Here is a 21,357-nt window from a genome sequence, read left to right as displayed (position 1 = left end):
TCTAACGAGGCGTTAACACAACACGTCCACAAAGGCGCTATAATCGTTCTGAATTTACCAAGAGTCATTTTGTGACATATGTGCTACTATTATAAAAGGAATAAGTCCTCTATGCGATAGAGTCCTCTCTATTATGTCATTTCCTTCTCTATCTACACTCTTGTCCACCAATAACGAGGCCCATTGAAATCAGAGTACCGTGTCTTCCTCTCGACAGCCTTGGTGGACTACCTCACCACTGCACCACGCCGAGTTTTCATTTTCATCACCTTCTAGGCCGTTTACCGGGTATAGAAAGGTCGCAAGAGTCAGAACGACTCGTCCGTGGAGAAGTTCATTCCCCCTTCCTTTGCCTTCTTCAGTCCCGCCTCAGCTGCCTCCAGATGTCTCTTCACGTCCTCCTCCGAGTGGCTTACTGACAAGGTCCACTGTTCGTTAAAACCTCCCATCGGTATCACCCCCTCTTCAAGACAAGCGAAGAAGTAGGAAAACCACCTCCTCACGTCCGTGGCTATGAACTCCTTGTAGTTCTCTGGGACTTCGTCCGAGAAGAACACTGTCCCGCTGGTCCCCCAAGAGGATATCGACACGTCAATACCTACGTCCTCTCCTATCTCCTCATATCCCTTGACCAGCATCCTGTTCAGCCTCCGCATGTGGTAGAACGCGTCCTCAGTCAGTATTTCCTTCAGTGTAACCAAGGAGGACACGACTGACACAGGGTTGGCGTTATACGTCCCCCCGTGTGCTGTCTTACCCGGTCCTATCACCTCCATGACCTCCCTCTTCCCCCCTATTACAGAGAGCGGGAAACCTCCCGTTATTGACTTTCCAAGTATCATCAGGTCTGGCTTTATCCCGAACTCTCCCGAGGCGCCTGAGTAGGCCTTCCCTCCCGTCTTGGTCTCGTCGAAGATGACTACAGCGCCCACTTCCTTTGACATCTTCACTACCTCCCTCAAGAAATCCTCCTTGGTCGGGATCAGGCCCATGTTCATAGCCACGGGTTCCATTATAACCGCCGCGACGTCCTCTTTCATTACCTTCTCCACCTCGTCTATATCGTTCCAGTCTACCACTATAGTGTTCACGACTGTCTCCTCGGGTATGCCTAAGGAAGACATGGTCTTCCCCTTGGGGTTAGGCGGGTTAACGTTGACGAGTAACTGGTCGTGGCTCCCGTGGTAATGGCCCTCGAACTTGACTACCTTCTTCCTCCCCGTGAAAGCCCTCGCAATCCTTATCGAGTGCATGGTAGCCTCCGTCCCCGTGGAGGAGAACCTGACCATCTCAGCCCCGTACCTCCTCGATATCTCCCTCGCTAACTCCCCCGTCCTGTAGTACTCGAAGCCGAGTATTGTTCCCTCTTCTATCACTTTAGACACTTCCCTCACTATCCTCTCGTTCCCGTATCCCACCTCCATTACTCCGAAGCCCAAGTTGTAGTCCACGTACTCGTTCCCGTCCACGTCCCACACTCTCGACCCTTTACCTTTCTTTATATACAGCGGGTACGGTTCGAAGAACCTGTAGTTACTGCTCACCCCGTAAGGCATTACCTTCTTGTTCTCGTTGAAGAGATTCAAGGAACCAACTGTCGCTTCAGAATAGCTCTTCAAGTCCATCACCACCTAATCCTTTAAAACGAGAAGATGTACGAGTTTGGTTTTCATAAAATAGGATGACTTAAAAAAGAGGTTTTGGGACTTTCGACATACCAATTTGAACACCTGATATAATAAACAATTACCCCTCTTATATTCCTTTTGTTGTGAATAATAATTAAAAAGAGACGGAATGATTTTAACTACATTTCAAGAGAACCGAGAGGTAGGTAAGGGAGGGAATGAAAAGAGAGTGAAAAGAGAATAAAACGCAAGAGAAGGTAAAGAAAATCGATGAAAATTATTTAAGGCATTGGAAAATAATAATGGACTTACGTGGGTAGGGTTCACGTCGGTTGAGGACTAAGAGTTTAATTGACGACGCTGACCTACCACGGGGGGACTCGCCAGTACTTAGCTTTTCATCTCCACCTTATACTCGCTTAGAATGTAAATGACAAGACGAAATTACGTGATATCCTTTAGAGCTCATAATTCATGGACCGACATATACCGACCTCCCTTTAAGGTCTGAGGAAGTATGAATTATTACGGTTTTAGGACCTGGGGACCTTACGCGCCCCCACGCCTGATTGAGGAGGAGGACTTTCTCTGGAAGTTCCCTTCTAATTCGTCCTATTAAGTTTCTAAAAGCTTTCATTAAAGAGACGGCTTTCCATGTAAAGTTTGAAAAGTTTTTACCTTAATCACTTTAAAATATTTATACCTTGTTGGAGGAGTGAAAATGATTCACATGGGAGAAGTCGATAAGAAAACAAAGGTCTTCCTGAGGGAGTCCTCAGGTCTGGTAAGGGAAGTGAGCCCGTGGTCGTCTATGATGGCTACATTCGCCTTGGTCACGGGAGGCGTTCCGATACTCATCATATCGTGGTTATGGCTCGCCCCCGGGATAAACTGGCCCTTGTCTTACGTCATCACTCTTGTACCCACGCTGAGCATGGCGTTCCTCTTCTACGTTGCAGGCGTGTCTATGCCCAGGTCAGGCGGGGACTACGTGTTCAACAGCAGGGCCCTCCATCCCGCTGTAGGGTTCATAAACTACTTCGGCCTCTTCATAGCCTTCGCCCTCTCGCTGGGGCTGTACAGCTACCTTGGAGCTAGGTGGTTCGCGTACCTCTTCTCAGGGCTGGGGATGTACTACGGGAGCTCTTCCCTCCTGTCGTTGGGGGATTTCTTCTCCAGCACTGTAGGGAGCGTCGTCACGGGGGTCGCGATAGTGGTGATAGGTGCATTGATCAGCTTCTACACGAAAGCCCTGTGGAAGTTCGTCTTGTTGAGCGGGGTCATAAGCCTCGTCACTACAGTGGCGATGTTCGCGCTCCTCACCACAATCCACCCAACGCAGTTCGCCTCCTCCCTTTCCTCCTTTACGGGGATACACAACGCCTATCATGAGGTCATCGCTAACGCCGAGGGGAACGGCCTCTCCTTCGTACCTAACCCTGTTCTCTCCGCTTTCCTTGGGATCCCCGTCATATGGTACTTCTATACATGGTACAACCTCCCCGCTTCCTGGTCGGGTGAGATGAAGAGCGTCAAGAAGAACGTGTTATACTCCGTCATACTCGCCATACTCCTCATAGGCGCTTACTACGTGCTCTTCACACAGCTGAACATAGACGCGTTCGGGGAGAAGTTCCTCACCTCCTGGGGTTACATTTCCTGCAACGGGGTGAGTGACCCTGTGTACAGCTCTCTGTCCTCAATCTCCACTTTCACTCCGTTCTTCGTCCTCATCACCACAGGCAACGTTGCGATGTACTTGGTCATGTTCATAGCCTTCTGGTTGCCTAACTTCTACAGTAACCCTCCCCTCGTCATATCCCTGACCAGGTACATGTTCGCTTGGTCCTTCGATAGGATATTTCCGGAGTGGTTCGCTGACGTGAACTCGAAGCTCCACGTGCCGGTGAAGTCCACAGCTCTGGTCGCCCTCCTCGGAGTGGCGGGTGTCCTGATGTACGCCTTCGTCCCCTTCATCTCTATAGTTGACGTGACAGTCATATTCGAGGTCAGCTACGCTGTGTTCGCTTTCTCCATAGCTCTCATGCCCTTCCTCAGGAAGTCCCTCTATGAGGGAACCGTCCCTGCGTCGGTGAGGAGGAAGTTCCTCGGCATCCCCGCGGTGACGTGGTTAGGTTTCCTCACCTTCGGGTTCCTGGTCTACGCGCTGGCTATAACTTGGGGTAACCCAGTTCTACTCCCCATCAACTTCCCTACCATAGCGTCCCTCGCTGCTATATACGGGTTGGGAGTACTGATTTACGTCGGGAGCTACGTCTCCACTAAGAAGAAGGGTATAGAGCCCCAACTGATATTCAAGGAAATACCTCCGGAGTGATGGACATGAAGATCGCAGTACTGGGAGGAGCAGGCCTCATAGGGAGGGTGATATCGACAGAGCTTGTGAAGAGAGGCCACACGGTGACAGTGATGGACTTGGTGAAGCCCGAATTCAACGTTGGTGACTTCGTGAAGGTAGACCTGAAGGAAGTGAGCGAGACCGCTGAGAGGTTGAAGGGGTTCGACTTCGTGGTCAACTCAGCACAATACTACTTCAACTTGGACGCTATGAAGGCGTCCCTGAAGGCGGGGGTCAACTACGTGGACCTAGGAGGGCTCTTCTGGATGACGAGGAAACAGCTGGAGATGGACAAGGACTTCGAGAGGGAGGGGCTCCTAGCGTTGATAGGCATGGGAGCTGAGCCCGGGGTCACCAACGTTATGGCGAGTAAGGTTAAGGAGATGTACGGGGTCCCCCTCGAGATACACCTAAGGGACGGTTGGAAGTCCAGCTTGGAAAACTTCAACTGGAGCGTGGATACGCAACTGGACGAGGCGACCATGGACGCACCCATCTGGGACGGCGAGATGAAGTTCCTACCACCTTTCTCCGTATCAGAGGAGGTAAACTTCTCCATCGGTAAGATAAAGACTTACCTGACCATACACAGCGAGCTCGCGACATTCCCTTACACCTTCCCCGGCGTGACCAAGGTAGACTGGATGGAGGGCGGCACGGGTTTCGAGTGCGTCCTACTGTTGGGGAAGCTCTTCGGAAAGGACAGGGGAGTTTTGAAGGACGCCTTGAGGAGGAACGGCTTGATAGGTTACAGGGGAGTCACCCCCGACGAGGTCGAGGCAGCTAAGATATCCTTTGTGTACGAGAACAGAAAGGTGATATCGGAGTTCGTCTCCTTCCCCAGGGGTGAGTTCGACGGCACCCAGTTCGTGACCGGTATATCTCCCGTCATAGCGCTTGAGATGGGCTTGAAAGGCGAGGGAGTTCTCCCCCCTGAGAAGGTGATCAGCCCCGATCCCTTCCTGGACTCCTTGAGGAGGGAGGGGATAGAGGTGAGCTTCAGGACGTTATGAAGAAGGGAAGTAATTCTCTTTCTCCATCATGTTGTTCCCTTTTTCCTTCTTTCCTTCCTTTACCTCTTTGTGGAATTCTTGTTTTTTCCCTCTAGATATTAAGCTGATATACATATTATATATATGTACGCATGTACCCTCATTTCATTCCAAAGCAAACGTTTACTTAAAACATAGTTCAGTAAGCGCTGATAATTAGGGTAATTCAAGATATCCTTCCCTAATCTCCTTCTCCTAGCTACAAGAAAAGGTCATTGAGGAAAAACTAGCACTCTCGAGAGAGTCACTTCCCGCTCTCTCCTTCCTTCTCTTTACGTCGGGACTACCTCAGTTCTCATCAGGACTAGAGTGAAACTTTCATTCTATCAACCATAGAGTTCAGTGCTCACAACTAACCTCAAGACGCGAAACAGTAGCGGAGACCGTGAAAGGAACAAAGATTTTTAAGTTTACCTTCTACCTTCAAGACATGAGACAAATAGACGCTCTCAAATCACCGAGGTTCACACAAGTCTCCACTTTCGGTAGGCTCCCCCTCCTCCAGGACCTCCATGACGTGAAGGCCTTCTTCGTGGGGATACCCTTCGACGACGCGACGACTTACCGGCCCGGAGCGCGTTTCGGCCCGATGGGGATAAGGCAGGGGTCAAGGCTCCTGAGGCCTTACAACCAGTTCCTTGACGTGTACACCTTCGACGAGCTCAATGCCTGCGACGTGGGAGACATCAACGTGATCCCCGGGTATCTCATGGACACCATGAAGGTGATAGAGGAGGGTATGGTGGAACTCATCAAGGGAGGATCTACCCCTTTCATAGCGGGAGGTGATCATTCAATTACTCTACCAGTATTGAGGGCGATGAATAAGGTACACGGCAAGGTGAACTTGGTACACTTCGACTCGCACTACGACTTCTGGGACACGTACTGGGGAAAAAAGTACACTCACGGTTCCTGGCTCAGGAGGGCGCTAGAGGAGAACTTGCTGGGTAAGGTGGTACAGGTAGGGATAAGAGGTTCAACTTTCTCCAAGGATGACCTCCAAGACAGGGACAAGCTGGGAGTGAAGAGCTTTACCATCAGGGATGTGAAGAGGGACCCCGAGGGAGTTATGAAGGAGATCAACTCCCTGGAAGGAAAGACTTACGTCTCCTTCGACATAGACTCAGTTGACCCCGCTTTCGCCCCCGCGACCGGGACTCCCGAGGTGGGTGGGCTGACGAGCTTCGAGGTGGTGGAGATGGTGAGAGGGTTCAAGGTTAACATGGTCGGGTTCGATGTGGTTGAGGTAGCCCCCTCGTACGACGTGTCTGAGATAACCTCAATGCTTGCTGCTAACCTGATCTACGAAGCCATGAGCGTGAAGGCGAAGAGGTAGGCGAGAGAAGTGAGGTAGACTACAACTCTCCCGTGTATCAAGGTCACCGTCTTATCGGCTCTTCCCCTTTATGTCATTTACCTGATATCGTAAGGACCTATCTCATCTCTCTCTTATATACTTCCTTTTTTCCCTCTTTACTCTCTATTCTCAGGACTCTCCTTTAGGCAACTGGTGTGTGTCATTCTTCACCAAGAAAGGATCGTGTAGCTTTTATCTGAAAACCTAGAGAGTTACCCAGAACCCTATCATGACACCCAGAGTCTGGAGTAGCTTTTATCTGAAAACCTAGAGAGTTACGTGAGGTTAAAAATAATTTAATAGAGAGAGATAGGACAGAGATCGATTAAGGGGATTAATTAGTTGTACGTAATAAAGACCCCCTTATCTTAAAATGGATGAAATTTCTTAACACTGGAAGATGAAAACGTTTAGGCAGCAGGGAACCCCGTAAACTGTTACCCGTGTTCTGGCCCGCTGGCTCCCCGTCTCAGACCTCAAGAACCTCATTTCGGTTTTTCCAACTCCTCTCGTTGAAAGCCTTCTAGTTCGATGTCGTTGTGTTTTATACCACGTGTACCCGTGGTCGGACCACATCTACGTCAAGCGGTCACTCCTCTCTCAAGCGTAGACCAAGGGGAGGGGTACATGATATCTTTCTCTTTATTTTTCCCTTTTCCTCCTTTTTTCTGTGCTTTGGGCCGTTAACCTCATAACCTTCACGTTATGGAGGGAATAAAGGTTTCTTTTCACGATAAAGGAGATTTTTCCCCAACTACCTCATTCTTATTGCTTAAACTTTCGTACTTTTAAATGGGATCATTTAAGGGAATGTCTCCTATTTCAGAGACCTCTTGTCTTGCCGAGGACCTCATCTAAGACTGTGTTTTTCAGTTAGTTAAACCTTTAAGCTTCTCCCCTTGGTACACTCTATGGCAAAACCATTGCGGACGATAACGCTCCTCAGCTCTCTAGCGTCGAGTATATCCCAGCCCTACTTCTCTTTCCTTAGTGTGGTCGGAGGTATCAGCGGACTCCTCCTGGGGGTAGTCTCCTCCTCCTTCACCACCTTCCCGAGCCTCGTGCAGGGGACATTCACTTTCCTGAGAGTGAGGGCTAAGAGCCTAATCGTGTACGGTTACTTGCTCAGCGGCCTGGCGTGGGTCATCCTATCCTTCCTCCCCTTCGGTGGGACCTCCACGTTAGTGTACGTCCTCGCTGCCGTGGGCTCCGGGTCTTCCACGTTCGGTTACTCCCTCATCATGGAGGAGATAAGCAGGGGGGCGAGGGGGAGGGTGCTGTCTCAGTACGCACAGTACGCCAGGGTAGGTAGCCTCGTGGCCACAGTTGGGGTGGGGTTCCTCGTCGGGGACCAGTACTCTCTGATGAGGTGGTTCTTCCTGGCGACGGGGGCAATCTACCTCTTCTCCTCTTGGATATCACTTGCAATCAGGGAAGAGGAAGTCGTCGTGCCTCCCTCCCAGGAGGTAGGGGAGGACGTGTTGAGGATGATAGGGGTCAACACCCTATTCTACGTGGTTTGGTCCTTCGCGTGGCCACTCTTCCCCCTGGCTGAAGTGCACGTGTACCACATGGACGAGGTCAACCTCGCCTTCATAACCCTGATCGGGGGTGTGTCCGGGTTAGTCCTGCAGAGGAGGATAGGTGAGTGGATGGACAGGAACAGACGTGTCGTGATGTTCGTGGGAAGGGTGGCCCTGGCGACTTTCCCGCTCGCCTATTCCCTTGCAGACAACGTTTACGAGATATACGTAGCCTACGTCATGATGGGAGTAACCGGGCCTGTGAACGCGATAGCTTACACTTCCTTCGTGTACGACAACACTAAGAACGTGAGGAAGGCTATATCTTTCCTGAGCGTGGGTGAAGGGGTAGGGTCTATCGCGGGATCTCTCCTGGGGTCATTGTCTTTCGTGGCCCTTTCCGCGTTCCTGCCCCTCGCTGTCGCTGTCAGGTCACTCCTCTTCCTAGCTGCCGTGATGAGGATAGGGATATCGTTCCTCTACCTCTCGATCCACGACAGGAAAGAGGAACGCGACAAGAGGAAGGGGTCCGAGGCGTACTCTGTCTAGTAAGGGCCCCTGCCCTTTTCAGTCTCAAAAGGAGAGTGCCTCATACAGCCATCTCATCCGAGACCACCTGTAAAGTTACATCAGATAACCTCTTGTGCTATACGACGCGAAGAAAGGCTCAGGGAGTTTCCTCCCGTAAGGGGACGCTAAGGTCCACGACGTTCCATAGGACGTAGTCACCGCCCTGCCCCTGTCGGCTCTATGTCCCTAGGTATTACCCCTGAGAGGACTTTAAGACGAGTTCCTAGTCCCTTCTTGAATTTCGTCTCTAGGCGAGTCTCAAAGCAATTTTTGATAGAATTTAAAGCAATATCTTGGTTTTTATTTATTATTTGAGGAAAGAGAGAAAGCAATAGAAAAGTCTATAAAAAATCATTAGGAATAACTGTTCTCTTGATGTTCCACACGGAAAGGAATTGAAGTCTTCACGCATATATAATTACAATAATTTTTATCTACTCAATTGCTAAAGGCTGAATTAATGTAAAAAAGTGATATCAAGTTACGAGAGATCGAGGACTGCCTTCACGACTCTCCTCTCCATGACGTCCCTGAAAGCTTGTGCGTAGTCGCGAAAGCTGTACATCTTCACCATGTCCTCTAGGCCCAGCTCTTTCGTGTACCTCACTGCCTTGTCCCAGAGGTAGAAAGGCCCGCATCTGCTCCCTATCACGGAGATCTCCTCCACAGCGACCTTAGTCTGGTCAAGAGGAACGTTTAGGCCGTGGGTAGACTTCACGGCTACCTTCCCCATCGGTTTCACGTGTTGGACAGCCTCGTTGAGCGCGTTCCCTCCCGTGGCCTCGACCACAACCTCGTATTTCCCCTGAGGCTCAGCTACCTTGACCCCCATGGAGGATGCTACCATCATCCTTTCCCTGTGTTTACCCTTGAGCGTCACGTCTAGCCCTTCCCTCGAGAGCACGAGGGCAGATATGATACCAACGGGACCGTCACCTATCACCAGCGCTCTGTCCTCGGGGGAGGGACGGAGAAGTTCCACCATCCTAAGCACTGCAGCTGTCGGTTCCGCGAGGGATGACGCAAGCGGTGTATTCCCGCGGTGGAGGAGGTACCTTGGTACGGAGATGTTCTCCCTCATGGCCCCGTCTAGGTCTATCCCTATCGCCTTCCTGTTCTCGCAGTGGGTATATTCCCCTCTCCTACAGTAGTCGCAAGTCCAGTCAACCACGTTGATCTCGGACGTGTATACCTTTCCGTCTACTTCCAGGGAGAACTCGTGCCCTAGCACGAGGGGTAGCTTCCTGGGCTTATAACTCCCCTTCAGGATCGCTATGTCTGTCCCGCATATCCCCACGTAGAGTACTCTGTAGTCCCCTTCAAGTTTGACGTCCTTCATGGAGAGCTCGTTGTGGAAGACTAGTGCTTTCGCGATCATCACCACGAGACACGGTATGTCAGTCCCCCTCACTCGTACCCGCTGAAGGGCTCCACCACGAACCTACCTGGCTTCACTCCTGCCTTAACCAGGACGGAGGTGATCTCCTTAGTGTCTGACGGAGTCCCACTCACGTAGAAGAAAGCGTCCCCGTGTGACTTCACGTCCTCTGTCGTTGGCATCCTCTTGATCATCATGTCGTTCATGTCGTCGAAAATGACGTGGTCAGTCTCGTAAAAGAGGGAAGGGGTCATCCCCCTTGAGATCAAGTCGAACACCATGGGCCTCACGGGAGTTATCCCTATCCCCTTGGCCACGAACACGTGGTCTTTTGCCTCCTTTATCACGAACTCGTCCTCGAAGGGCCCTTCGACCTCCACCTCTTTCCCCTCCTCGAGATGTTTCTTGAAAGGGGACGAGTCTATGGTAGCGAAAAGGAGTGGCTCTCCCCTCTTGCTCGCGATGGAAAAAGTCCTCCTATCGTTTCCCACGACCACGTCTATAGTGTTGCCTGGCTTGAAGTCCAGTGTCTTATCTAGGTGTACAACTAGGTATTTCCCTCCTTTTCTCTCAACCTTGACTATTTTCGCTTTCATATGATAATGGTGCCTCGGTCAGAAAAATAGTTCACTGTCCATCAAGACGGAGGACCTAGACGGGGTAACTATCGAGATTACGGCGTGAAAGGATGGTGTATTTGCCTAGCTCACTCTTAGAGAGAAGCCAAGGCTCTCGGGGTCTCCCTTTAGCTTAGTGGGAAGACCGATAGGAAGACCACATCATAGACACATTAACGCTCTAGCACTTTCATTCCCAGGAAATACGTAGTTGCTTTTACTGACTTGGTGACAGAGAAATATAGTAAGGCCTTCGTCAGACATTCGGGAGTTTTAGCTTTTTTTTAAATCCTATTTCCTTCATCCTTAAAAAGTCAGTATCTTTAGTAACTGATTTTTGATCTCTATTTATGGCTTGTGACGCTATTATTATATCAAAAGGTCTATTAGCTTGCCTTTCTCCTTCATTGCTTTGTAAATCCTAGAGGCTAGAAGAGTCCTCTCTTGTCACGTTTACGGTCTCAAGTCCTAATAGGAAATCCAGGGTTTGACTTTCGTTATGTAGACGTCGTCTCTTATCATAATGGTTTTCATGACGTTCTATATACTCAGGTAATAGGCGTTCTTCTTGATCGTCTCTAAACGTGCGAATATAAAAGGAGGTTGCTATTTTCTTGACTTGATATTTTAGCAATCCCCAACGTAGTCTGTAAGAGGGTAGTGAGGAACGAGCTACCACTTCAGAGCAGGAGGCTAGGAAAGTTTTTATCTTGACTTGGCAAGATCTCTTCATGATTAAAGTAATCTTCGGCGATTCAAGGAACATGAGGGAGCTTACGGACGAGAGCATCAGCCTAGTCCTAACATCACCTCCTTACTATAACGCCCCGTTCGGCTTCCCTGACCTGTTCCCGAGTTACTCAGCCTACCTAGACCTCTTAAGGGACGTTGGTAGGGAGGTATACAAGTCGCTTGAGAAGGGGGAGAGCCGTAGTCTTCGTCACTGCTGATGTGAGGATAGACGGTGTCCTGTACCCATAGTTGCTGACTTGATAAAGATAATGCAGGACATCGGGTTCAAGTACCAGGAGAGGATAATCTGGAAGAAGCCAGAGGGTTACATACGCATAAGTAGGAGGAGAGGAGTCCTGATCCAGCACCCTTACCCCCTCTATTTCTATCCAGACAACATCTACGAAGAGATAGTGGTGTTCAAGAAAGATGGGAACTTCAAACCAAGGAACAAGGAGGAGAGCAAGATAGACATTTCGAGGTTCCAAAGGGAGAAGTGGTACTCCAACGTGTGGGAGATAACTAACGTGCTACCGAATAATAAGCTGTCCAAGTTCACCGCTCCATTCCCCGAGGAGCTAGCCCGTAGGGTCATCACGTTGTACTCTTACGTTGGAGACATAGTCCTTAACCCTTTCACTGGCACTGGGACTACTTTGAAGGTCGCCAAGGAGATGGGGAGGGACGCTATAGGATATGAAATTGACTTGGAACTTAAAGAGGTCATAAGGGAGAGGATACCCGTGAACACACTCTTCGGGGAGGAGAAGGTAGAGTTCCTAGAAAGAGAAGACGCTAAACGTCTCTCCTCGGGGATGCGGACTAAAATAAAGGAGAGACTTGAGAACAAGTAAGGCGGGTTAATTTGAAGTTTGAAGGCGTTGTGGAGGGGATACACTATCAGCCTACCTTCAAGTTGCCCAAGCTGGACAGTTTCGACTACCTTGAGGAAGGGATCAGGGGGAGGACCTCGTTCATATACTCATGTGAGGGGCAGAACTTCGCGGTGAGCTGGTGGGTCTCTCCCAAAAGGACTAGGTCGTATCCTTACGCTAGGGTATACAATACGTTGCAGTCCCAGAAGAGGGTCACGATAATACCAATACTGAAGGACGAAGGGAAGGGAGGAGATAGAGATTTTCTCCAGTGGGATACCGTTTCATTCATGACCTTGCTTCAAGTCTACGTAATAGTGGGATACTACGATAAAGCTGACGTGAGCCCCAGGGAAAAGGATAAGGTGACCTCCCAGGAGTTCAACTACGCTTACTTGGAAACTAAATTCAAGGAACTTTCCTCGTATCAGTCTGACGCGTACCATTGGAACCTTGAACAGCTTTCGGCTTCTAACATAGAGAAGGTAGGAAGGAAAGCTATAGAGTCATACACCAGGATTTCAAAAGAACTAAACATGGAGATGCACGATTTGGGTCTTGCTATGAAAAGGATCTCGGACATAAGCAAGAATGCCGAGGAGTTCAAGAGAAGCTCCAGGGAGATGTCCATGATGGCTCAGAACAGGGAATTGAGGACTGTGCAACCCAGATAGAGTAAGTGGAGAGAAAGCCATCATAGACATCCAAAATTATTTGGGGGGTCTGTATCACTTCACCCTCGATGAAGCATACGTAAACCAAGACGCGGCTTGCCTAGTGGAGGCAAAGAACGCTGCAAAGAAGCCTCTCCCATCCGAAGACAACGTTAAGGACGGGCTTATGAAGATGATAGTTTTCTCTATATTAAGAACTTGTCCTACTTGAAGGGAGACTCTAAGGTCGAGATCAGAAAGATAAGACCTATTCTTAAGTTGACCGGGGGAGGGAACTTCCGCGAAAAAGACTACTCTACCTTAGAGGAGATACTTCACGAGGCAGGGGTCAACAACTTCGAGGTAATCTACCAGGAAAAAGTGGTGAAAAGGGACGAGAACAAGGGAGTGAAGTACATAGACTTCATTTGTTAACTTCATGAAGAGACATTCTTCTCACGAGTCTACCTTTGTTGCCCAGAGATAAGAAAAAATAAGGATTACGGTATATGTGTTAAATACGTTAGATAACATTAGATTGTAAATTACATCTTAAAGTAAAAGAAAATTCCGTGTGGTCTAAGCGAATAATTTCATAATATTTGAATTAATCTCCTAAGATAGTCATTCCTTTTTTGTCAGAAGGTAGGAAAGGTAGGCGTAGTTGTAGTCCTGCTTTAGGCTCCTCACCTTTGACGTCTCGAACTGCCAGTCCCTCACGTTCAGGAAGGTATCCCCGTTCACGTTCACGTCCACCTTAGTGAATGCCGACAAACACAGGGCCTTGGAGGTAAAGTCTACCTTCCCTTTCTCTCTGTCGTGGAGGTATATCACGTTTAAACCCTTGGATCTGGCCGACCTCATGACCCCGCTGTCTCCCGTGACCAGAGTGACCTCCTCGCTCATTTCCGACTTCAGGTACTTCGCCTCGTTTATGAGGGGGACGTCGCCGAACTTCTTGGACGGGTCGGGCACCTTGTCGTGTACCAGCCTGAATGCGTACATCCCTAGGTGGAACCTTGTCAGCTCCGGGCTCATCTTCTGTGTGGAGTCTGTCCTGCTGAGGAGCTCGGCGTAAGTAGAGGAGGAGGGGAGGACCTTGTCCCCGAAGTAAAGGAGCCTAGGGCCCATGGACATGTACACGTTAGTGTCGGCTATCAACCTCCCCCTAGCCTTGGCCATCTCGCTCTCCTCCTTGAACTTGACTTCCCCAGACCAGCTCTTACAGAACTCCTCCGCCTTCTCGTCTGAGGTGTAGTCCAGCTTGACCTCCCCCAGGAGCGACAACATGTTCAGGGTCATCCTGAGGCCTGTGTAGTTCAGGTTCACCTCGGAGGGACTTCCCCTAGTCTTGATAGCCTTCATCTTCACCTCTGTCCCCTGCCTGAGGTCGACCACCTTTATCTCATGAAAGGGGGTATAACCGAAAGGGCGGTACCCCTTCCTTTCGTTCTCCAGGTAGACGTACCTCACCTGACCTGAGTTGGAGTAGTTATGGAGGGCCAGTGCCATGTACTTCCTACCAGGGGTCACGTCAGCCACGTCTAGGCTCTCCTTGCTTATTACGTCCTTCCACCTCGAGATCCCCTTCCCGACCCGAACCACTTTAACGTCAGCGTCCACGTTAAGCACCCTCAGGAAGTCCTTGATCTTGCTGTAGTCGAAGGAGGGATCGTCCTCGGTATATATCCTCACTTCCGAGGGAAAGACCTCCGTGAACACTTCCGAGAGAATAGCGTTCACCGTGGTGACCATCTTGTCAGACCCGAGAGTTCCGAGAATCATGGGGATAAAAGGGACGGAGAAGTAAAAAATACATACGTTGTGAAGGGTAGAGAGGAATTAGGAAGAGAGGAAGAGAGGGGAGGACGAATTCCCCTCTGGTCTCTTCTAGGATTTGTTCTTTTTCCCTTATCTCTCAGCAAAATATTTTATTGACTCCACAAATAGAAAATACCATGGACTGTTGCTTCGATTACGTGGGTTTCATCAAGAGGGACGACGGTTCCTCGTCAAGGGACTCCTTGGTCAGGGTGGAGTTGAAGCCCGAGTTCTCCCAAGGTCTGGAGGGGATAGAGGAGTTCTCCCACCTCATCCTGATCTACCACCTCCACCTCTCTCGGGGGTACGAGATCACCAGGAGGAGAGGCGAGAAAGTGATAGGGGTCTTCTCGACCAGGTCCCAGAACAGACCGAATCCTCTTGGGGTCTCTGTAGTGAGCCTAGTAAAGAGGGAAAAGAACACGTTATATGTGAGGGGAGTTAACGCGTTCGACGGTACTCCCGTACTGGACGTGAAGCCGTACGACACATGGGACGCGGTAAACCCCAAGGTGCCGGAATGGCACAACGGAGGGAAATGAAGAGGCTAGTAGAGGGGTCAGGAAAAACATACTCTAAATGTTAAAACTCTTTATAATGAAGAAAGGGGGAAAAGGAGATTGAAGTGTTGTCATTTATTATCTAACAGCTCAGGGACGAGGATTGACAGACCCAAGATTTCGTCTATCTCGGAGGGATTGTCCTCTCTGAAGGCGTGGATGTAGAATTTACCTTCTTCGTCGCTCAGCGCTTTACATATCTCTTTTACTTTCTCCTCCGAGACACCCTCGTAAAACACTGTGATACTCCCTTGTCTAAACACTTTCTCTCTTTCTATCGCGTTGAGTCCCTTCGTGGTTATCGTGTACCCCAAGTCTTTCTTTTGGATGTACCCACCCTTCTCTAAGGACTGTAACGCTTTGTAAAGCCCCGCATCGGTCAACCCGGTGTCTCTCCTCAACTCGGAGAACGTCCTAGGCTTCCTTTTCGTCAGTTCGAGTATTCTCCTCTGAGCCGGTGTCAATGTTAAACACCTTGGTGTTGATTTTAGCTTCGTTGAAAAGAGTTTTCACGTAATTCTCTCTTTCATTTATCGATTTTTTAATTATTTCGTCTACGTTTTTCAACTTTTCCTCGACACTCTTGTGAGGAGACACACCCTTGGGCTTGTTAAAGGACGCCTCGGTGTAAGTGACTTTCCTCCCTTGAGGGTCGATGATGAAAGAGGTCACTTGCCTCTCTGCGACCTCGTTTCCTGTCTTGACGTCCTTTACAACGTTGAGTATCGCAATCTTTAGATTACCGTTTTCGTCCCTCGAGACAGATATCCCTATCCTGGAGTTGTCTAGGTTGAAGGTCAGGGAATCCAGGACGCTCATCAGCTTCCCGTCCTTGTAGTTAACCACCTCCGAGAACTCGGTGTTTTCATTTATTTTGAAATTTGACTTTATCTCGTGTTTTAACTCCACCTTTCATCTATTTTTTCTGTCTACTTTACAACTATTAAGTTTTACTTTACTATACTATACTGTGAACGCGTTGTGACTGTTCTGCCCGCAAGACGTGTTCCGAAACGTTCAAACCTTGTCCACTAAGCCGAGAACTCCCACCCCTGAAAGACATTTCAAAGTGCACGTAGTCTAAGCTCGCCTTCAAGCATCTGAAGGAGTGCTTCTTCGCCATGGAGAAATCCTTGAGTACCTTGACGTTATTCGATAATTAGTACGAGAGCAGAGACTACATACCTCCTTTCTTTAGCTTGGCGAATTAAATTATCACTTGATCTTTCATGTCCTTCTCCTTCGCAAACTACGATCAGATGGGCGTCACTTCAAGAACCTCCTCCATAAGAAGTTCTTTCCCCCTATCCGTCCGTGAGGAGTGTATATTATAAACATGATAATCTAGATACCACTTTTAAACCTTCCAACATTTCTCCCAATGTAACTTAGCTTTCTAAATATATCATTTCTCTCGAATTAAAATTGACGTTAGTCCAAAGACATTTTGAGTTAACGCGATAAAGATAAGATGATAAAAAGAGACATTAAATATTTTTATTTCATGCAAACACAAGTTAGAAACAAGCGTTACTCACTTGAGAAAAGAAAATCTCAATAGAGTAAAGAAGGTGAACTATGACCCTAAGGGAACCACAGAGAAGATCAAGACAAAGAGATTGAGAGGAGGTGAAGGTATTTCTTTTGCTTATCCTAGTTAGTATTCCGTCTTGCTTATTATCACCTCTTATAGAGAAACACAAGAATAATGATCCAGCTAACTCTCCTTTACTATAGGAGAAGGTTCTAGAGAGAAGTCCATATTACACGACAATTCCATTTCAGTAACTCATACTATCCCGAAACCTATAAAGATTTCACTACAGAAACATTAATTAAGAATTATTCCAGTCTCTCTATGAAAGACAGGAAATGAGTGACGTGAAGACTGTTAAATACATCAGGGACCCCATACACGGTATTGTAAGGATAGATAAAGACTTAATTGATAATCCCTTCTTTCAGAGGCTGAGGTATGTAGTTCAGAATGGTATGGCGTACATGGTGTTTCCCTCCATGAGACACAGCAGATTTGAACATTCCTTGGGGACTTATCACGTTGCGTCCATGATGCTTGACAAAGTCCATGGTTTGAGCCTGGGGAACGATGAAAAGGAGAGAGTGAAGAGGTTAGCGTTATACCACGATATAGGACACTTCCCTTTCTCTCATACCTTTGAGTACGCAGCCAAAGTACTCGAATATCTAAACCCAGGAGTCTACCACACTCTTGTCAGTTTAGTGGGGCAAAGGGAGAAGTTACAGACTAAACTGCATGAAGTCATGGGGATGAGAATACTCAGGGAGCTAGGAGAAAAGGAACTATCCGACTTTATGTCTAAAGTTTACAGCAAAAGCGAGCCCAAGGACGACTTGACTAAGGTTGGAAAGCTGATCGTTAACTCAGACCTTGACGCTGATAGACTAGACTACCTACAGAGGGACTCGTACTACTCAGGGGCGAAGTTCGGGCTCATAGATCCTGAGAGGCTAATTAACACCATGGATGTGACAGTGAATGCCGATTCAATCACGGGATACATGTTCCCTTCCAAGGCCATAGACGACTTAGAACACTTCTTTCTCGCTAGATTTCACATGTATAGCTCTGTCTATAACCACCCTGTGATCGAGATATACAACACAGTCATGGCTTACTTTATTGCTTTCGCGCTCTCTAAATCCTGGTTGACTTTGCCCTCGGACTTGAAGGACTTCCTAAACTTCACTGATGACAGTGTAACTCACGTTCTTAGAGGAATGAGGGGTGACAAGGACTTCTCTCACTTTTACCATGCTCTCGTCTGCAGGAGAAGGTATAAGAGAGCCTCATTAGAGGGAAGTCAAGCTAGGTATTTCATGAAAGCCATCGCTCAGAAGGGACACGAAAAGGAACTCTATCAGAGGCTGTTAGAGTTCAAGGGTAAAGTAGTTCTAGACTACGTTGAAATAAAGACGGAGACTGGGAATATCTTAATAAAAAGGAGTTTTGGGAAAAAAGAAGCTCCGAGGAGCTTGTCGGATGAGGAGTCCGTAGTCATACCACCGGAGAGGGATAAGGTATATATAGGGACATATGACGATGAGTCTGCCCATGAAATCTCAGAGTATTTTAAAGAGGAATTTGATGTCGTCTTAAGGTTTAAATCTTGATCCCTAGGTCCGACAGGAGTCTCTTCTCTTTTTCGTCGAAACTTATCTCCTTATTACCGTAGTAGTTCCATAGCTTAACGCTCGTCTTCTTTATCAAGTTGATATCGTACGAGGAAAACAAGCTTACATAGGAGATACACTCCCCTTTAACGTCTTCTAGTCTGTCTACGTATATGACGCTGTCAGTGTCAAGGGCGAATACGTCTATCTCGTCGTTCTTGGAGGAAGCGATCAAGAAAGCCATAGAACTGACTGCCTTCTGATCTGCGAAGTGGTCTTTCAGGCAGTTTATATAGGAGGAAGCTCTCCATCTACCCAGAGCAATCATGTATATAGATTTGTTGGTATTAATCTATTAGAGGACTAGAGCATAAGTTACAATAGAGGGACAGTATGCCGAAAGTGGAAGAGTATTGAGCTCTCCTAGGACGAAAGGAGAAAAGTCTAATAAACGAATAAGACGCTGTTTTCAATTATAGAATATAGTTAAGAGAGTTGAGTTTTCTTGGACTTAAGAAGTCCTATTTACCTTTCTCCGCTAACTCCATCCCTGATCTCTTGAAGATTCGCATGACCTCTCACGTTATTTTATCTTAATGGGGGTTCAAAGGGGGCGGAAGACCCCTTCCGTCAGGGAGGGATGGATAGCCCCCTTTGTATAAGGTTAAATATCGGCTCTTCAAAATTCTCCTAATGCCTGACGTAGGATTCAGGTTTCGAGCCTACACAAATTCGCAAACGTTGAGGGCGTTAAAGGCCCAGTTAAGGATGGCGTGTGAGCTGTACAACACCCTGCGTTGGGCAGACTCCTATTTCTATGCAAGAGATGGAAAAGGTCTGAATCAAACCCAGTTGAGACAACTAGCCCTAGACCTGAGGAAGCAGGACGGGGAGTATAAACAAATGCACTCTCAGGTGGCGCAGAACGTTGCAGATCGCTTCTACGAGGCTAGGGAGAGGTTCTTCAAGGGATTGGCGCGTTTCCCCAAGGAGAGGAAGCCCCACAGATGGTACTCGCTTGTGTACCCGCAGAGCGGGTGGAAAGTGCTGAGCGCGAAGATAATCAGGAAGAATAGCAGAGAGGCGAGGGAGGGCCACCCCAAGAAGTTGATGAAGCTGAGCCTCTCCCACCTGGGCGTCTTCAAGGTTCTGGTGCATAGGGACTTCCCCCTTGATAAGGTAAAGAGAGTGATCGTGAAGTTGATACCTTCGGGGAGGATCTACATCTCCTTCGTGGTCGATTACGAGTTCCCCAAGCTACCTCAGGTCAACAAGGTAACTGCACTTGATGTGGGCATCAAGACCCTCATCATGACTTCCGATGGGGAGTACTTCCCCAACCTGAAGCCTTACGAGAAGGCGTTATGGAAGGTGAGGCACCTACACCGAATCCTGTCCAGGAAGCAGTTCCTCTCCAAGAACTGGTTCAAAGCAAAGATCAAGTTAGCCAAGGCATACGAGCACCTCAAGAACCTGAGGAAAGACCTCTACATGAGGTTAGGTAAACACTTTGCAAGGAACTACGACGTCCTCGTTATGGAGGACATACAAGTCAAGAAGCTCGTGGGCAACTCCCTCCGAAGGATGAGGATGAGGCTCCACGACGTCGCCTTCCACGAGCTCAAGATGATCTTGAAGTACCAGATGGAGAAGCACGGTAAATCCATTGCCCTTGTGGATCCGGCGTACACGTCCAAAACCTGCGCCAAATGCGGTTACGTGAAGGAAGACCTAACCCTCCTTGACCGAGTGTTCTCCTGTCCGCGATGCGGATGGATCACAGACCGTGATTACAACGCCTCCCTGAACATCTTACGTAGATCGGGGTCGGTGCGACCCTTAGGGCCTGTGGAGTTCCGCCCTCTACCGGTACTTCGGTACTGGCAAGGTGGAGCTAGGAAGCAGGAAGCCCCGTCCGTAAGGGCGGGGTGAGTTCACTTACTTTCCTCTCCCTAGTCACAGGGAGGATAAGATTTCATGACGCCTCATCCGACTTGTATAGTCCAGTTGTACAAGGAGTAACCCATCAGTGCTGTACCAGCAGAGTCGTTGTTGAACTCCATTCCTACCTGCACAGCGTCCAAGTAATATGTGCTCTCATTCATGTTCTTGAATATCTTTTCCATGAAGGGGAAGCTCCCCTGAACCATGGTGGTCAGAGGTACTGTGACCTTACCCTCCATTTCCTGTTGGCTTACGTAGTAGACTCCTATCCAACCGTCTCCGCTACCCGTGTGGGGTAGGACGTACACTGAGAAAGTCATGTTCTCAGGCGTCCCGTTAACCACGCCGGGCACTGTGAAGGTGCCCTCATTTACGAAGTACTTGGAGGTTATTTCCTCCTGGTGGTACAGCCATATCATGATCTCTACGTCGGGGAACTTCAAGTAAGTCGTGTTAGGGTCCTGGCTCATCCATATGTCGTAGGAGAAGTCGTCAATTGACCCCTTGTCTAACCAGAGAGAATAGGAGAGACATGAATCGGTGTAAGGTAAGCTCTCCACCGGTGCAGGCAACTCAAGGAGGGGAGACTCCACTGTACGGCCTGCGAAGGGGAACCAACACTCCTGCCCGTACATGACCCCGGGGTAGCCGTTCACACCTATGGAAGGAGTGATCTTTTGGAAGTGGGTCATGTTTATGTCCACATTGAGGGTCGGCCCGTCGTAGGTCATGTTGACGTATCCGTCAGCTACCTTCATGTTCCACACGAAAGGAGATACCATGAGGGACGCGTCAGGGGTGTATGCCTCGGCCATGGAGTAAGCACTGTCGCTCTGGTGGTGACCCAGGACCGTGAACGTACCGCCGGAGTTATAGAGCAGTATCTCTGAGACTGAGTCAGAAGGGGTAGGGCTGGAAGAAGTTATCGCTTCGCCTCTCGTTGAGGACGCTTCTCTTGAGGTACTAGAGGATGAACTTGAGGAAGGTATTGAAGAGGAGTCCGGGTGATATATTGTAAAGAAAGACACTACGCCTCCCGCTACCACAAGTAGCAGAACAATAACTGCAGTAGATTTAGCCTTCATGTTAAAAGTGATGTAATACAAGGTATTAAACTGTTTTTCTAATAATC

At 48.7% G+C, this 21,357-nt stretch carries 20 protein-coding genes; 12 read left to right on the top strand and 8 right to left on the bottom strand.

What is annotated here, in order from left to right:
- Window positions 1-308: 308 nt before the first annotated feature.
- Window positions 309-1,619 carry an aspartate aminotransferase family protein gene (locus tag IC007_RS11030; RefSeq protein WP_162302181.1) on the bottom strand — a complete coding sequence of 437 codons (1,311 nt, stop codon included), beginning with the start codon at window positions 1,617-1,619 and terminating at the stop codon, window positions 309-311.
- Window positions 1,620-2,349: 730 nt separating this feature from the next.
- On the opposite strand from IC007_RS11030, the gene IC007_RS11025 reads away from it, so the two are divergent.
- The 4 genes from IC007_RS11025 to IC007_RS11010 all read left to right on the top strand — a co-directional run bounded on the left by IC007_RS11025 (window position 2,350) and on the right by IC007_RS11010 (window position 8,471).
- The gene (locus IC007_RS11025) at window positions 2,350-3,966 is read left to right on the top strand and encodes an APC family permease (protein ID WP_232049058.1); all 1,617 of its coding nucleotides are present in this window, start codon (window positions 2,350-2,352) and stop codon (window positions 3,964-3,966) included.
- Window positions 3,967-3,971: 5 nt separating this feature from the next.
- Complete coding sequence (locus IC007_RS11020; RefSeq protein ID WP_162302138.1) at window positions 3,972-5,000, top strand: saccharopine dehydrogenase family protein; 1,029 nt, start codon at window positions 3,972-3,974, stop codon at window positions 4,998-5,000.
- A gap of 469 nt (window positions 5,001-5,469) precedes the next feature.
- Entirely contained in the window at window positions 5,470-6,378 is a 909-nt protein-coding gene (speB, locus tag IC007_RS11015) for an agmatinase (RefSeq protein ID WP_149528768.1), read from the top strand.
- A gap of 1,295 nt (window positions 6,379-7,673) precedes the next feature.
- A complete protein-coding gene (locus tag IC007_RS11010) occupies window positions 7,674-8,471 on the top strand; it encodes an MFS transporter (RefSeq protein ID WP_149528767.1) in 798 nt (265 codons plus the stop codon).
- Between the two features lie 502 nt (window positions 8,472-8,973).
- Here IC007_RS11010 and IC007_RS11005 read toward each other — a convergent pair.
- Both IC007_RS11005 and IC007_RS11000 read right to left on the bottom strand, forming a co-directional pair.
- Window positions 8,974-9,903 carry an alcohol dehydrogenase catalytic domain-containing protein gene (locus IC007_RS11005; RefSeq protein ID WP_149528766.1) on the bottom strand — a complete coding sequence of 310 codons (930 nt, stop codon included), beginning with the start codon at window positions 9,901-9,903 and terminating at the stop codon, window positions 8,974-8,976.
- Window positions 9,900-10,466, bottom strand: a complete 567-nt coding sequence (locus tag IC007_RS11000; RefSeq protein WP_149528765.1) for a ferredoxin reductase domain-containing protein — start codon at window positions 10,464-10,466, stop codon at window positions 9,900-9,902. The genes IC007_RS11005 and IC007_RS11000 overlap by 4 nt, the downstream gene beginning before the upstream one ends.
- A gap of 731 nt (window positions 10,467-11,197) precedes the next feature.
- Here IC007_RS11000 and IC007_RS13925 point away from each other — a divergent pair.
- The 5 genes from IC007_RS13925 to IC007_RS13910 are packed head-to-tail and all read left to right on the top strand — an operon-like array spanning window position 11,198 to window position 13,182.
- Entirely contained in the window at window positions 11,198-11,437 is a 240-nt protein-coding gene (locus tag IC007_RS13925; protein WP_232048917.1) for a class I SAM-dependent methyltransferase, read from the top strand.
- Between the two features lie 39 nt (window positions 11,438-11,476).
- Window positions 11,477-12,073 carry a DNA-methyltransferase gene (locus tag IC007_RS10995; RefSeq protein ID WP_232048916.1) on the top strand — a complete coding sequence of 199 codons (597 nt, stop codon included), beginning with the start codon at window positions 11,477-11,479 and terminating at the stop codon, window positions 12,071-12,073.
- 11 nt (window positions 12,074-12,084) lie between these two features.
- Complete coding sequence (locus IC007_RS13920; protein ID WP_232048915.1) at window positions 12,085-12,768, top strand: hypothetical protein; 684 nt, start codon at window positions 12,085-12,087, stop codon at window positions 12,766-12,768.
- 40 nt (window positions 12,769-12,808) lie between these two features.
- Complete coding sequence (locus IC007_RS13915) at window positions 12,809-12,979, top strand: hypothetical protein (protein WP_232048914.1); 171 nt, start codon at window positions 12,809-12,811, stop codon at window positions 12,977-12,979.
- Window positions 12,976-13,182: a hypothetical protein gene (locus IC007_RS13910; protein ID WP_232048913.1), complete on the top strand. Its 207-nt coding sequence runs from the start codon at window positions 12,976-12,978 to the stop codon at window positions 13,180-13,182. The genes IC007_RS13915 and IC007_RS13910 overlap by 4 nt, the downstream gene beginning before the upstream one ends.
- A gap of 189 nt (window positions 13,183-13,371) precedes the next feature.
- Here the strand turns inward: IC007_RS13910 and IC007_RS10985 are convergent, their stop codons facing one another.
- Entirely contained in the window at window positions 13,372-14,532 is a 1,161-nt protein-coding gene (locus IC007_RS10985; protein WP_054846194.1) for a PIN domain-containing protein, read from the bottom strand.
- A 173-nt stretch (window positions 14,533-14,705) separates the two neighbouring features.
- Between IC007_RS10985 and tsaA the strand changes: the two genes are divergently transcribed.
- On the top strand, window positions 14,706-15,110 hold the full coding sequence (tsaA, locus tag IC007_RS10980; protein ID WP_054846195.1) for a tRNA (N6-threonylcarbamoyladenosine(37)-N6)-methyltransferase TrmO: 405 nt from the start codon (window positions 14,706-14,708) through the stop codon (window positions 15,108-15,110).
- An 89-nt stretch (window positions 15,111-15,199) separates the two neighbouring features.
- On the opposite strand, the gene IC007_RS10975 is transcribed toward tsaA, so the two are convergent.
- Together IC007_RS10975 and IC007_RS10970 are read right to left on the bottom strand one after the other, a co-directional pair.
- Window positions 15,200-15,592: a winged helix-turn-helix domain-containing protein gene (locus IC007_RS10975; protein WP_149528764.1), complete on the bottom strand. Its 393-nt coding sequence runs from the start codon at window positions 15,590-15,592 to the stop codon at window positions 15,200-15,202.
- Complete coding sequence (locus IC007_RS10970; protein WP_054846197.1) at window positions 15,543-16,037, bottom strand: hypothetical protein; 495 nt, start codon at window positions 16,035-16,037, stop codon at window positions 15,543-15,545. The genes IC007_RS10975 and IC007_RS10970 overlap by 50 nt, the downstream gene beginning before the upstream one ends.
- 963 nt (window positions 16,038-17,000) lie before the next feature.
- On the opposite strand from IC007_RS10970, the gene IC007_RS10965 reads away from it, so the two are divergent.
- Window positions 17,001-18,281, top strand: a complete 1,281-nt coding sequence (locus IC007_RS10965) for an HD domain-containing protein (RefSeq protein WP_054846198.1) — start codon at window positions 17,001-17,003, stop codon at window positions 18,279-18,281.
- Here the strand turns inward: IC007_RS10965 and IC007_RS10960 are convergent.
- Window positions 18,271-18,609 (bottom strand): hypothetical protein, encoded by a 339-nt coding sequence (locus IC007_RS10960; protein WP_149528763.1) that lies wholly within the window; start codon window positions 18,607-18,609, stop codon window positions 18,271-18,273. The genes IC007_RS10965 and IC007_RS10960 overlap by 11 nt on opposite strands.
- Before the next feature lie 365 nt (window positions 18,610-18,974).
- Here IC007_RS10960 and IC007_RS10955 point away from each other — a divergent pair, with 365 nt between their 5' ends.
- The gene (locus IC007_RS10955; RefSeq protein ID WP_149528762.1) at window positions 18,975-20,213 is read left to right on the top strand and encodes an RNA-guided endonuclease InsQ/TnpB family protein; all 1,239 of its coding nucleotides are present in this window, start codon (window positions 18,975-18,977) and stop codon (window positions 20,211-20,213) included.
- A gap of 53 nt (window positions 20,214-20,266) precedes the next feature.
- Here IC007_RS10955 and IC007_RS10950 read toward each other — a convergent pair whose 3' ends face one another.
- A complete protein-coding gene (locus IC007_RS10950) occupies window positions 20,267-21,310 on the bottom strand; it encodes a GH12 family glycosyl hydrolase domain-containing protein (RefSeq protein WP_054846200.1) in 1,044 nt (347 codons plus the stop codon).
- Window positions 21,311-21,357: the final 47 nt, after the last annotated feature.

It is taken from the genome of Sulfuracidifex tepidarius (assembly GCF_008326425.1).
Lineage (GTDB): Archaea > Thermoproteota > Thermoprotei_A > Sulfolobales > Sulfolobaceae > Sulfuracidifex > Sulfuracidifex tepidarius.
This window is presented reverse-complemented; position numbering and strand designations above follow the sequence as displayed.